Below are 12,626 nucleotides of genomic sequence, written 5' to 3'. Positions count from 1 at the left end.
GAAAATTTCCAGGCAAGACCTTTTTGTCTTTGCCTGGGGTAATGGCCTGCCAATATCAGATAGCCATTATTGATTTCTGCTGCTCCTTTACCTGGTCTACCGGAGCAGCGCTGTTAGTGTGTACGGTTTGTGAATTTGAATCGATCTTGACATCCAGTACCATTCTGGTTAAATCTTTCTGGTCTTCCAGGTGCCTGAGCAGGGAGTAGATGAAGAAAATGACGCCTATCATCTCAAAGGACTCTTCCAGGGTAGTAACCAGTTTATAGACAGATAAAAGGTCATTGCTTACAATTAGGCCGCTGACCATTTCCATACCTATGGCCCCACCCAAGAATAGTATGCCCGAGAGGATAAAGTTATACAAAGTTTTCCTGGGCAAGGAAAAGACAAACCGCACGAAGTAAAAACCCACGAAGGTTAGCACCAACGCATAAGGAACAAACCAGGCGAAGTGAAGCAAACCAATGTTCTCCTGCTGAAAGACATGCTGCAGCATGGTGCGCATGGGTTTGGCCGTGATTTCATGCAAGGCGAACAACTCATCCGTGGCCAACCAGACAAAGACCCACCCCATCCAATACCATTTTCGGTGGTAAAGCGGTGTGCTGCTTCGTTTGACGTATTTGGAAATCAAGAAAAGGAGGCCCGCACCAAACAACAGGTTCAGGGTGGAGAAGTAGGTAGGAATATTCCGCTCACCGTCAAAATAAAACATCCCGGTAACGTAGTATTGGAAAGTGTACCTTGAGGTAAGGTTAGAGGTGGTGTAATTTTCCAAATAGAACTCCAAAGAAATCACCAGCAGGTTTAATACAAAAAGCAACAGAAATACCTTAAGCAAAAACTTAAATACTACGCCAGATTTCATGTGATACAAGTATTCCATACCAGGGAGGTCTATTTAAAAGAGGGTTAAACTTCTTTTTACTTTTGGGGGAGCAGGCATGCCTGAGTGGCCGAAGGGGCAACTTTTAAGATGCCACTTTTGAAAACCTGTATTTGATGATTTTCACGAAGTCGTCATTCAGGGGCATTCCTTTTAAGGCCTTAAAAGCGTATCTAAAGCCGTTTTTGTAATCTTTTTCGCGCAGATAATTCTTGGTATTAGTCATCATCTGCTCATGGTAGATAAGTTTATTTAGCTTTTGGGTGGTTCTTCTAACCGCTATCAACTTCCGATTTTTGTTTAGTTTCTTAAAACCAAGCGTAAAAAGCTCATTCAACCTAGGGTCTACCCTATCCTTGTAGTGCCAGTAATGGTTAATCACGTCACCTGAGGGTTGGATCTTAGAAGCGGCATTCAAAACCACCGTAAAAGCCAGCTGCTCACTGATGCGCCACTTGGTTTCCAGGAAGAACTCATCTGACAGGGCAAACACATCGGGGATTAACTTTCTCATGGAACTAGGAAGCCCGATTACGCCAGCGTTCCAGACATGCTGCATCCGGTTGAACTGTTCCTGCTTGCCGCCCACCGAGTAAGTCTTGCTCTCTATTAACCGCAAAAAGGAACGCGGGAACTCCTGGGCATCCAGTGTGGCGGTATTCAACCATTTGTACACTTCAACCATCTCCTCAAAGGTCTGTTCCCGCAAGTGCATGAAGCTTTGACCAGGTACCAGGGCATTGAACAGCGGCTGCGGATTGGCAATAAAGAAAGTGTCTGTGTCAATGTACAGAACGTCCTCATTGGGGTATTGCTGGAAAGCCTTGTCTATCACCGAGATCTTGAACCGATAGATCAGCCCCGATTTTTTGGTGCTTTCCTCAATCTCCGTGATGGGAACCAGCACGTAGGTCACGTTGAAATCAACCAGGTAGGGCTTGAAGTATTCGGGGTTATCGGTGTAGATGATGACCCGCACATCCCCTTTGCTGTTCTCATACCAACTCCAAAAACTTAAAACAGCAAAAAGGGTTCTTTTGAATTCAATTTCTTTACCATAGCATAGCAAGACAACATTCTTCATATTCATTCTTTTACAGTTTTAAACATCTAAAGCACAGAAAAGCAGCCACAGAAGAATGCCTGTCTTGCCTAAATCAGCCCAGGCTTCTTACGTCCTTCTACCCACCACTTATTTATATAATACACCTGCAGTATTCACACATGCAGGAAAGATAGACTAAGCTAAAAGAGACTCATAAAAAGCGATGGTCTCTCTAGAAATTGCTTCAGGATCAAGGCAGGAAATATCCGGACCTTTTTTAGAAGAAGTCTCTGATTCAAGCCGAATTTCTGCCATGCCCTGTTCCAACACTTCGGCAGAAATCTGGCCTTGGTAGGTTTTGATCCATTGGGCACCTACCAACTGTTTTAATTCTTTCAAAGCCCACAAATCTGGGGCCAAAGTTGGCTTGCCAAAACTCAAATTAAGCAAAGCAGAACCAGAATTAAATATTTTATTATAAGGCGTAACTACAACATCGGCACAGTTGAAATACAGCTGCAGATCTTCGTCTTTCACAAAGGAATTCACAAACTTTATATCCGGTGCATTCTCTAGATGCTTTTGTAATTCATCCCTGATATCTTCGTGCACATTGCCGGCAATGAGCAACAGAGCATTGGGGTGATGCAGCGCCTTGTAAGCCTCCACCAGGCCTGTCACGTTTTTATAAGCCCTTATCTGCCCTAGAAACAAGAAAACGAACTTGTCATGGGGCACCCCTAATTGCTCGCGGGCTTGGGCTCTGCTTATCTCGTTCTTGTAATAGTTTCTATAATGCGGATGGTGAATATGCGCGGTCTTTTTCTTACGGTTTTTGGCTGTTTTTTGGTTTATAAGCTCTAAACCCGATTGGTTAAGGCTAATAAAACCATCCACTTTCTTGTACATGAAATCATTCAGCTTTTTCTGTAAAGCCGGGAATTTACCTTCATGGTCTTCCAGATTATGGACGGTCCAAACAACCTTTTTATTGAAGAACTGAATTAAATTTATAAAAGCAAAGAAAATAGTAAGTCTGATATTGGCCCTTGCCTCGCTTTCCCCAAAAATCACATTGGAAGGCCAATGGATATGGAAGATCTTGTATTTACCTGACAAGGCATATTTCACACTGTTTTTTACCGCGAAATCAAACTCATAAATTGGATAGCCTTGTTTTTCCATATTGCTATACAAGATATAGTTATATGGATTGCCGGCTTTCGTTGACCAGGCCGGACAGGCAAGTATCCCAAAGCTTTTCATTAATTGTATACTTTTTTTCTTTTGAGCACCTTGTCCTGCACCGTATCTACCATAAACCTCCTATAGATTCCGGGCATGAAAACGTAGAGCAAAGAACAATACGTGCAGGCCCCCAAGAGCACCAGCACAACTAACCTAACCACCAGGGGAATTTGCAGCAAAAATCCAGAGGCCTCTACCAAGGCAATCACCATCAATAAGGCCGCCAGGAGCGCCGGAAGCAAAGACTTCACGTACTGGCTCCAGTGCAGTCCCGTTAGCTTCAGGGCACACCACACCGATACCGGATAAAGCAACAAGGCCCTTCCGGCAAAAGCCAGGGCCGTAGCCAAAAGGCCAAATCTGGTAAACAAAACGAAAGCGGTCACATTGGAGATGGCATATAGCAAGGTAAGCCTGGTTTGCCACTGCGGTTTGTTTTTGGCCACCATGATACTTTGGTTATAGTAACCAATGGATGTCAAGAACCCGATGATGGTGACCACCTGCATAATAGGAACCGACTTGAGCCACTTTTCCCCTAAGATCAGCAGGGTGATATCTTTGGACAGAACAGCAATGCCGGCGAAAATAGGCGCCGTTACCATGGCCGTTAAGGTAGTAGACTGAAGATAAATCTTTGACAGCTCCGCGTCATTGTTCTGCAGTTTGGAGAAAGCCGGCAAGGACACCCGCAGCAAAGCAGTGGAAATCACAGTGTTCAACGTACTGGAGATCCGCTTTCCGGTGGTGTAGATCCCTGTGGAGACCGGGCCCAAGTAATAGGTAACGAAAAAGACGTCACTGTTCTGGTTGGCCGCATTACTCAGGTTGGTTAAAGCGATGTACTTACTGAAGTGGAAGATTTCCCTGAAGGAGGCTTTGGACACGTTCAGGCCCGGGCGCCAGGCGGTAGTGAACCAGAGCATCAGCAGCTGACTGAGGGCCGTGGTTAATTGCTGTGCCAGCACACTGGTAACCCCGTATCCTTTCATCGCCAGATACACCCCTACCAAACCGCCTAACCCCACCGAGATGATGGACCGGATGGCAATGGTTTTGAAGTCCATTCGGCGTCTGAGCCAGACTTCATGGATACTGGAAAGGCCCGTGGTTAGGATGATGAAGCTGGTTGCCCGCATCACAGTGGCCAGACCCTTGGACGAGGTCAATTCCTCAAAAAAGTTCGCGGTAAAGAAGAGGAACAGAAACGCCGGGATGGAGCAGCCCACGCACAGCCAGAACCCGGTATTATAATCAGCCTCAACTGGATTCTCTTTTCTGACGATGGCGGTGACAATGCCGTCATTGATGACCGCCACGAATATGTTTACAAAAACAAAGGAAAAGGAAAGCAGGCCAAATATCTCAGGCTCCAGCAACCTGGCTAAAACCACAAAAACCGACAACGTAATAGCCTGCCGAAAGAAGTTATCTATTATAGCCCAAACTGTTCCCTTTAAAAAAGACTTACCTGAATTCTCGGCCATTGAACTTCCTATTTCTCCCAAAGGTCAATTGGGAATGCATTTAATAACTTTGTGGGGTCAAAGGTTGGGGCCGGCATGCCGCCCATTTTCAACGCCTCGGCTACGGTAGTGGCAAATTCAACCTCGCCCCTGCCCGTTCCCATCAGGTAATCATTGTACTTGAACAGGTTTTCCGTCTCGGTGAACCTGATGTAGCAAGCCGGTATGCCATAGGCCTCGGCGATGATCAAACCATGCAAAGAACTGGCAATCACAAACTCGGCCTTCAGGATCTCTTCCACGCATTTATTCCAACCCCAGACAGGAGAGATCACGTTTTCCAGACGCAACGTTTTCACAATCTTCAGGTCATGCAAGTTGGGCACCACCACGTATGGTTTCTGCGCGTTTTTCTGAAAACGACCCGGAAACAGGTGGGGCAAAAGCAAGGCCGGATCGCCGTACACCTCCGGCACGGCAATTCCCCTGTTCATCAAAAACTCACGGGTAAGCGGACCGCGGACCGCCCGCACATCCAGGTTGGTGAAGGTATGCTCGCTAACGTCTACTTTTCCGTTCACGCCGGTTCCCCAGATAACGTCATTGTCACCAGCGAAATGCAGCACCGAGCCGATCGCCAGCATGGTGCGCTGCCGTTTGGTTTCTTCGTCCAGTAAATGGTTTCTATCTGCCAGGATTTTAGAGACAATCACCTTAGACAGGTGATCCCCGAAATTGAGGCTGCCGTCCAGGGGCTTCCAATAGTAAAGTTTTACGTGATCGAAATTCAAGTCTCTGGATACAGGCTCAGCGGGCTTTGTAAAGGCCAGCCTTTTCTTTATTTTATCAGATAGAAACATAAGAGCATATCTACTTTATAAGGAACAAAGAGAAGTTTAGGCTTCTTTTTTCTTCCTAGGGTTAAGGCATTGGATCAAGGCCTTTCTACTAATTATATTGAACTACAGGTCTTCAATGGCCAGGGTAAATGAGCACGTTTTTGGCAAAGAACTTCTTCATGATCTTCCGCACCTTGTTTCTGGCCTTGGCATAATATATTCTGGAGGAGCTTATCTGGTTTTCTCCGTTCCAAGGAGTCTGGCTTAGATAATGGTAGAACAGCTCCTGGTAATGCTGATTATAGTTATATGATTTATAGATGGGCTTGGTAGACATGAAATGGATGATGTTAGGATCTGTGTGATCGCCTTCGGCAAAGTAATTCCACAATCCGTCCAGTTCCAGCCAATGGTCAGCCAATAGCACATTCAAACCGTACTGGTCCGGAAAATTCGCAAAGTCTTTGTTCACCTTGATGCACTCCAGCACCTTGGCCGTGATGTCTGCAGCCTTCCACTTCTTTATGTCAATCATCAAGAGGCCCGTATTGAAATACTTCGCGCTGCCCTGAAGATTCAATTCTTTGTAATTCACCACCCCACCCCAGCGACAGTCAATGGTCTTTATTCTTGAGTCTGTGACGGCCGCGATTATCTTATCCTGGATATCCGTTTTCCACAACAGGCTAATGTCCTTCTGCACGATCATGTCCACGTCCAGGTAAATGGCTCTTTCCACATTTTCGGGCAGGAAATAGGAAATAAAAAGCCGCATGTAGATGTTCAAAGGCCAGGAGCTTTTATCCAGCGGCAGCTCAATCCCCGAGGGAGCGGCTTCTGCCATAGGAATCCAAAACAAAGTAGTGGTTTCTGCATTCACAGAGGACTGCAGTTTCCTTTTTGTCTTGTCCTTCACCCCGTCTTCAATCACATAGAAATGCAAGGGTTCTTTTGATGCATGATTGACTTCAATAGACTTGATCAAGGCAGCCAATAAGATCACATAGTGATCATCAGAAACTACTACAATTGAAATTGGAACAGATCCAGTCATAACAAAAAGGGGATTTTAATCTATTAATCTGGCAATAAGCCCTGCGTCACATGCTTCATGAAAGGATTAGGCCAAACAGTCCAATCATTGAAGCCCCACGTCCGAAACCTATTGAGGTACGCTTTCCATCTCTGGGTAAATGGACCTCAAAAAAACGGACACCACATTTTCCCAGGTAAATTCCCTGGAGAAGTCTTTTCTTCTTTCTTCCAGAGCGCTTGTATTCTCGTGCAGGGCTTTCTCTACCTGGGCGATGAATTCATCTTTCCCGTTGGCCAGGTACGTATGGTCCTGAAACACTTCCCGCATGGTGTTGGTAGAAGTGGCCACCACCGGTTTTCCCATGGCCAGGTATTCCACCACCTTCAAAGGGAAATTGCTTTTGGTGATATCGTTAAGAATTTGGGGATTAATGCACACATCAAAACCCTCAATATAGGCCGGCACCTCCTTGGTATGTTTCAAGCCCAGGAAGTACACGTTGGGTAGGTCATGCAACTCACTGGCTTTGAAATCATCGTCCTCCTTGCCAATAAAGACGAAGCTCCAGTTTGGCCTCTCTTTGGCCAAATCGGTCATTAAACGCAAGTCCAACCTTAGCGTGATCAGGGCACCTACGTAACCGATGATCGGCCCTGGAATGCCTGCCAAATCCTGCGGCATGGTTCTTACACTCTCAGAGTCATACTGGCTGGCATCAAAGCCATTGCCTATGTAATAACTGTTGTTGTTGTATTTTTTGGCTCTTTTTGTAAAATCGAGCGAATTACACACTACTGCGTCTGACTTCTGCATCAGCTTAGGTTCCAGGGTAGCGCCGTGTTTTCTCCAATAATCCAAACCAAGGGTATAGTCTCGATCTAGGTAGACGTACTTTGAGGGCCGCAGAATCTCCTTTAGGTAGTAGCTTCTGAAGATGTCCTTGTCATTGACCAACACGAACTCATCAAAGCCCAACACATCCAAGGCCTCCTGAATATCTTTCCCCAACCGTTCGTTGTTCAGCCTGTTCAGCATGGAGAATACCGGAGTAAACGGGACCCAGTTAATGGACTCTATCACGCGGGTCGGGTTCAACATCCACAGGTTGGTATCTAACTGCACAAGCGGCTCTTCCTTGTTTTTGATCGCCTCTAAGTGAGCCGTCACAAACGCATCATGGTGGGAGGTAAGCGTGGCCTTCCTGTCTATGGGGGAGTTCACATACAATACCCTATGGTTTTTCGCCAATTCCTTTGCCAAACAAGTGGAGGTGGACTCCCTATCTGTATTGATTCTCTGCAGGCTGACAAAAACGAAATTCATAGGTAAAAGGCTAAAGGAAGATGAGGTTGGTTTCCTCCACAGGGTTCACGAATCACACAGTGGTTTATCTGGCAAGGTGCAGGTCAAAGTTGTACTTCACTTGCCTGTACACTCCTCTTGCAAAAGCAATTACAGGGTTTTTACTTTTTGTCCAGTCGCTCCGCACCAAAGTACTTGGCTCCTGCTCTGTGTTGTTCTGGACAAACAATGATTGGTAATCATTGTAAAACAGGCCCCTCCCTTTCTTCCGGATAAAAGATACGCACATGGAATACTCGCACTTATCAATACTGCCTTCTTCTTTATACCGTCCAAACTTCTCCAAAAAAGAGCTTCTCCTTAAATGAGGATGGTCACTATAGAAATATACTTTCTTGTACTGAGGGGCAAACGGATAAATGTACATCTCTGAGAAGCCCTTGCCATACGGCTTCAGGTAAGGGTAAAGGAGGTAAGAATAATAACGGATGATATCCAGTCCCTTGTCCTCTTCCATTATCTCCAGGCTCTCCTGCAGCTTCCTGAAGAAGCCTTTTTGCGGCTCAAAATCCTCCTGCACATAAAGCGTATAAGGAGTGGTGACCGCATCCTGCCCTTTGTTTATGTTGTTGCCTAAGCCCCTATTTACCGGGGTGGTGACTAATTTATAGCCAAACTCCTCCTTAAGTTCATGCAACTTGGCCAAATGCTCTGGCTTACTTGCGTCATCAGACACCACAATTCCTCCAAACACGCAATTGTTACTCCGGAAGCTTTTCAACAGGCGTTCTAAAGAAGAACTCCTGTTGTAATGGGTAATCAATAAAGTTACTTCTTTGAAGGTGTACATATCCTATACCGTTGCATTTACTGGATGTTTGAAGCGCTTTTAAACCATTTTTGATGGCTCCGCCCTTCCTTACTTATTCAGAGACCTAGGCCTTTACTTGTTCGTCATGCTTATATTCTTGGGCATGCGGGTGTTAAAGTGGTTTTTGAAGCGCTTCAACTCTTTCACTATCCGGGCATTAAGGGCCTGGGAGAAATTACCGGTGCGCTGCAAGGTTCGTGGGCTAGTCCAGGCGCGGGCTTTGTTTGACCTCACCTGTTTGATTTTCCCATACTTCATTAACCCCAGGCAAAGCTGCCCGTCATCTCCCCAGAAATTGGTCTCAATAAAGCCCACCTTCAAGCCAAACTCTTTCACGTAGCCCATACTCAGACCATAGGCATTGTAGTAGGGTCGGTTCAGTTGCCTGATCTCCGAAATCACATCCTTCATTGACTCCAGAATGTAAAGCTTCCACCTGGGGAAACCTGGCTCACTGATAAAGGAGTACCGTCCGTAGACACACACCACATCTTGCTTCACCAGAACCTTCATCATTTCATCAACCCAGCAGGCAGGATAAAAGCAATCTGCGTCTGCCAGAAGGATGTACTCCCCGGCTGCATTCTTCTGGCCCGTTTGCCTGGCAGGACCACACCCCTGCTTTTCCTCAAACATGGACCTTACATGAAGCCTGTCAACGGTATCCTGGGTTCTGTCCTTGGAGTTATTGTTAATGACGATGATCTCAAAAGGGATCTTGGTTTTCATTCTTGACAAACTGGCCACGCACCTCAGGATGTTTACCTCCTCGTTCCAGGCAGAGATAAGAATGCTCACCAAAGGCCGTTTGCTTTGTACCTTATCCAGGTTGGCGTTTATCTCGTCAAATACATGAGAAGGGATTTGCTCATAGTTTTCATAATCAAACTTGAGGTGGTTGATCCAATCTGGATTACTAATAACTCTCATGAGAAGCTTCGTTTTGATTCACAAGATGAACTTTATCATCATAAATTTAAATATTTTCTTTTATTCAGCCTATAAATAATCAGAAAATATAACGTTTTTATATATTATTTAACCTTAACAGAACATTTACCTGATTTAGAGTGAGTAGAAAGCTATTTTTCCATGCTCGCCTAAACTAAACAAAGCCTTTTCAAGCTTTATTTTGGAAACATTTCTGGGTTAAAGCCAAAGCCAGGTCATTCTTAAGAATCCGGCCCTTGAGGTACCACCACCTTAAGAAAAGCACCACCGGTACCCGTTGCTGCCGCCAATTCACCCGTTGCATGGTGCTGGGTTCTTCCGGTGAGTTCCTTTGCTCAAAAAGCGAGGAGAATTCCTCAAAATACACGCCTTTGCCGCCGTTCTTGATAAAGGAAAGGCACATCTTGAACTCCGTGATATCGCCTTTCTTCCCTTCCACGTACCTCCCGAACTTCTCAAAGAAATTGCTCCTTCTCAAATGTGGGTGGTCACTGTATTGGTAGAATTTCAAATGGTTTGAGAACCAAGGCTGCCCTTTGAACACCATTTCTGAAAAACCTTTCTTATAGGGTTTTAAGTACGGATATCTGAAATAAGCGTAAAAACGCACCAGATCTATTTCCTTTTCCTGCTGCAGAATCTTCAAGCCATCTGTGAAATGGGCCGGGAAAGTAGATTTTGGCACAAAGTCTTCCTGCACATACAAAGTGTAAGCGGTTCTGACGGCATTCTGGCCTTTGTTCATGTTATGCCCCAACCCCTTGTTTACCGGGCTGGTGATCAACTGAAAGTCATACTGTTTTTGCAGTTGCCTTACCACGTCTAAATGCTCTGGCTTACTACCGTCATCAGACACTACAATGTCCTCAAACACGCAATTCATCTCCTTAAAGGATTTCAAAAGACGCTCCAGTGAACTGCTTCTGTTGTAATGCGTCACTAATAGGGTTACTTCATGAAAATAATGTTTAGGTTTATCCATTTCGGTTAATTCCACAAGTTCTTTTCCTAACCATTGTTCTAGATAAGCACTGGTTTCTGTAGTGTCTGTTGTTTTTCCCATTGGGCCGTGTCAGAGTTATATCGCTTGAGTATTTTTGCAGGATTTCCCCCAACCACTGAATAGGGGGGCACATCTTTGGTTACAACGCTTCCGGCAGCTACCACAGAGTGTTTTCCTATTCGCACACCCGCCGTTATAACTGCATTTGCCCCAATCCAACACTCATCTTCCACAATGATCTCTCCAACCGTACAGGGCTGATCTTTGATGGGTATCCCTACTTTCTCGTAGCCATGGTTTAAACCAGAAATGACCACATGTTGCGCAATGATAACATGGTTCCCAATGGTGACCGGGCCAATCACGACATCGAAAAGCCCCACAAATGTGTTCGCCCCGATGTGCACATGGCCCATGCCATTATTTATGACCGCATAATCTTCTATAACCGTGCTTTTGCCTACCGTAAACGGGTTGAAAGGCAGCACATCTAAGCGTGCATGCGATTGAAAGACAGCATCATGTTCCTTTTTATGGTAAAAAGGATTCATGAAATGCCGTACCCACCACCTGGGCTTTGCCTGGTTCTTTGGCATGAGCAGGTAAAGCGCCAATGCTTTCAATCTGGGGTCTGTCTTTATCTTCTGTACGATGCTCACGTTTCTCTGGCTTTAATTTTCACGTATATCCTTCGTTTTCTGCTGCCAGGTTCAGACTACCTCACTTACGTCTTTCTGATGCACCATGATGGTAGGGATTTCTGCCCTGCTGGCTTTCTCCCAAGCGGCTGGCTGCGATTTTCTAATGAACCGGAAAAAACCCAGAAACACCGCCACATTCATGATGGTAAAATAAAGAGGCAACAGTAGTAGCTTTGATTTCTTACCCTTGGCTTCTGCCTGCCAACCTACCCAAGCCATGAAATAAAACAGCACCTGCAACCCGAACAGCAATGCGCTCATCCCACTTCCTTTCCAAGCCAGGGCAAAACTGAGCGGGATCAAGATGGCCAGCATCAGAGGAGCCAGGCTCCACCGCAGCACTCTGTGTGAAACGTAGAGGAACGTGACAACCGGCTGGTGGAACGGATTCAATAGACCGCCCAACCGGAACATAGACTGCCACCCACCGGCACAGATCCTGACTTTCCGCTTCATTTCCTCATGGATGGAAGTGGAAGGAGTTTCCGAGGCGAAGGCCAGGGGCTCATACACCACTTTGAATCCTTTCTCCACTATCCTAAGGGACTGTACAAAATCGTCCAAGATGGTATCCTTTTCCAAGGGCTGAAACAAGGAGGACCTGAAAGACACCAACTCACCGGCAGCGCCCATGAGGCTGTAGATCTCAGAGTCGCACCGCTTCAGGAAAGACTCATACTTCCAGTACAATCCTTCACCGGCACCTGGCGCAGAATCCAAGGCCATGACTTTCTTCTCACCGGAAACAGCGCCCACTTTTGGGTCTTGGTAGTGCTTTACCAGTTCCTGCACCGCTTCCTTATTCAAGAAGGAATTACAGTCGGTGAAAATGACGAAGGGGGTTTGCACAAACTGCATGGCCCGGTTTTCTGCCATTGCCTTCCCTCCCCTTACGGGAGAATGCAGGTGGGTTATCTGCGGATAGGCCGCCAAGACTTCTGCAGAATTATCGGTGGAGCCATCGGTGATGAAGACTATCTTCAATCGGTCCTCTGGGTAAGCCAAAGCCAGGCAGTTTTCAATCTTGTCCTCCAGAATGGAAGCTTCGTTGTAGGCCGGTACCACCAGCGTTACTTCCGGCTCAAAACCTTTCAGAAGGGTACTCTTGCTTTTTCTAGCGATTGCCTTTGCCCATATCCACGCCACCAGTGCATACCCCACATAGGTATAAAACACAATGGCAATGGCTATCCAAAGACTCACTTCCAAAACATCCATAATCAGTGCGTTTTAGAGTGGATTACTGGTCCTTCCTGAAGGCATTCAGACCGCTGA

At 46.0% G+C, this 12,626-nt stretch carries 12 protein-coding genes; all 12 read right to left on the bottom strand.

The window, feature by feature from the left end; translation table 11 throughout:
• Positions 1-55: 55 nt before the first annotated feature.
• The 12 genes from FOA19_RS20605 to FOA19_RS20550 all read right to left on the bottom strand — a co-directional run bounded on the left by FOA19_RS20605 (position 56) and on the right by FOA19_RS20550 (position 12,569).
• The gene (locus FOA19_RS20605) at positions 56-889 is read right to left on the bottom strand and encodes a hypothetical protein (RefSeq protein WP_149092719.1); all 834 of its coding nucleotides are present in this window, start codon (positions 887-889) and stop codon (positions 56-58) included.
• An 85-nt stretch (positions 890-974) separates the two neighbouring features.
• A complete protein-coding gene (locus FOA19_RS20600; RefSeq protein ID WP_149092718.1) occupies positions 975-1,979 on the bottom strand; it encodes a hypothetical protein in 1,005 nt (334 codons plus the stop codon).
• 150 nt (positions 1,980-2,129) lie between these two features.
• Positions 2,130-3,119 carry a glycosyltransferase gene (locus FOA19_RS20595; protein WP_190300494.1) on the bottom strand — a complete coding sequence of 330 codons (990 nt, stop codon included), beginning with the start codon at positions 3,117-3,119 and terminating at the stop codon, positions 2,130-2,132.
• Between the two features lie 80 nt (positions 3,120-3,199).
• Positions 3,200-4,669: a lipopolysaccharide biosynthesis protein gene (locus tag FOA19_RS20590; RefSeq protein ID WP_149092716.1), complete on the bottom strand. Its 1,470-nt coding sequence runs from the start codon at positions 4,667-4,669 to the stop codon at positions 3,200-3,202.
• Positions 4,670-4,677: 8 nt separating this feature from the next.
• On the bottom strand, positions 4,678-5,439 hold the full coding sequence (locus FOA19_RS20585) for a polysaccharide pyruvyl transferase family protein (protein ID WP_223809001.1): 762 nt from the start codon (positions 5,437-5,439) through the stop codon (positions 4,678-4,680).
• 181 nt (positions 5,440-5,620) lie between these two features.
• A complete protein-coding gene (locus tag FOA19_RS20580; RefSeq protein ID WP_149092714.1) occupies positions 5,621-6,541 on the bottom strand; it encodes a glycosyltransferase family 8 protein in 921 nt (306 codons plus the stop codon).
• A 108-nt stretch (positions 6,542-6,649) separates the two neighbouring features.
• Positions 6,650-7,846 (bottom strand): glycosyltransferase, encoded by a 1,197-nt coding sequence (locus FOA19_RS20575; RefSeq protein ID WP_149092713.1) that lies wholly within the window; start codon positions 7,844-7,846, stop codon positions 6,650-6,652.
• 64 nt (positions 7,847-7,910) lie between these two features.
• The gene (locus FOA19_RS20570; RefSeq protein ID WP_149092712.1) at positions 7,911-8,675 is read right to left on the bottom strand and encodes a glycosyltransferase; all 765 of its coding nucleotides are present in this window, start codon (positions 8,673-8,675) and stop codon (positions 7,911-7,913) included.
• Positions 8,676-8,768: 93 nt separating this feature from the next.
• Positions 8,769-9,626 (bottom strand): glycosyltransferase family 2 protein, encoded by an 858-nt coding sequence (locus FOA19_RS20565; protein WP_149092711.1) that lies wholly within the window; start codon positions 9,624-9,626, stop codon positions 8,769-8,771.
• Between the two features lie 190 nt (positions 9,627-9,816).
• Complete coding sequence (locus FOA19_RS20560) at positions 9,817-10,629, bottom strand: glycosyltransferase family 2 protein (RefSeq protein WP_149092710.1); 813 nt, start codon at positions 10,627-10,629, stop codon at positions 9,817-9,819.
• 38 nt (positions 10,630-10,667) lie between these two features.
• On the bottom strand, positions 10,668-11,309 hold the full coding sequence (locus FOA19_RS20555; protein ID WP_223809000.1) for an acyltransferase: 642 nt from the start codon (positions 11,307-11,309) through the stop codon (positions 10,668-10,670).
• 51 nt (positions 11,310-11,360) lie between these two features.
• Positions 11,361-12,569 (bottom strand): glycosyltransferase family 2 protein, encoded by a 1,209-nt coding sequence (locus FOA19_RS20550; RefSeq protein ID WP_190300493.1) that lies wholly within the window; start codon positions 12,567-12,569, stop codon positions 11,361-11,363.
• Positions 12,570-12,626: the final 57 nt, after the last annotated feature.

This window comes from Rufibacter hautae (assembly GCF_008271695.1).
GTDB lineage: Bacteria > Bacteroidota > Bacteroidia > Cytophagales > Hymenobacteraceae > Nibribacter > Nibribacter hautae.
Note: the sequence above shows the minus strand (reverse complement) of the source record. Positions and strands in the feature narration are given on the sequence as shown.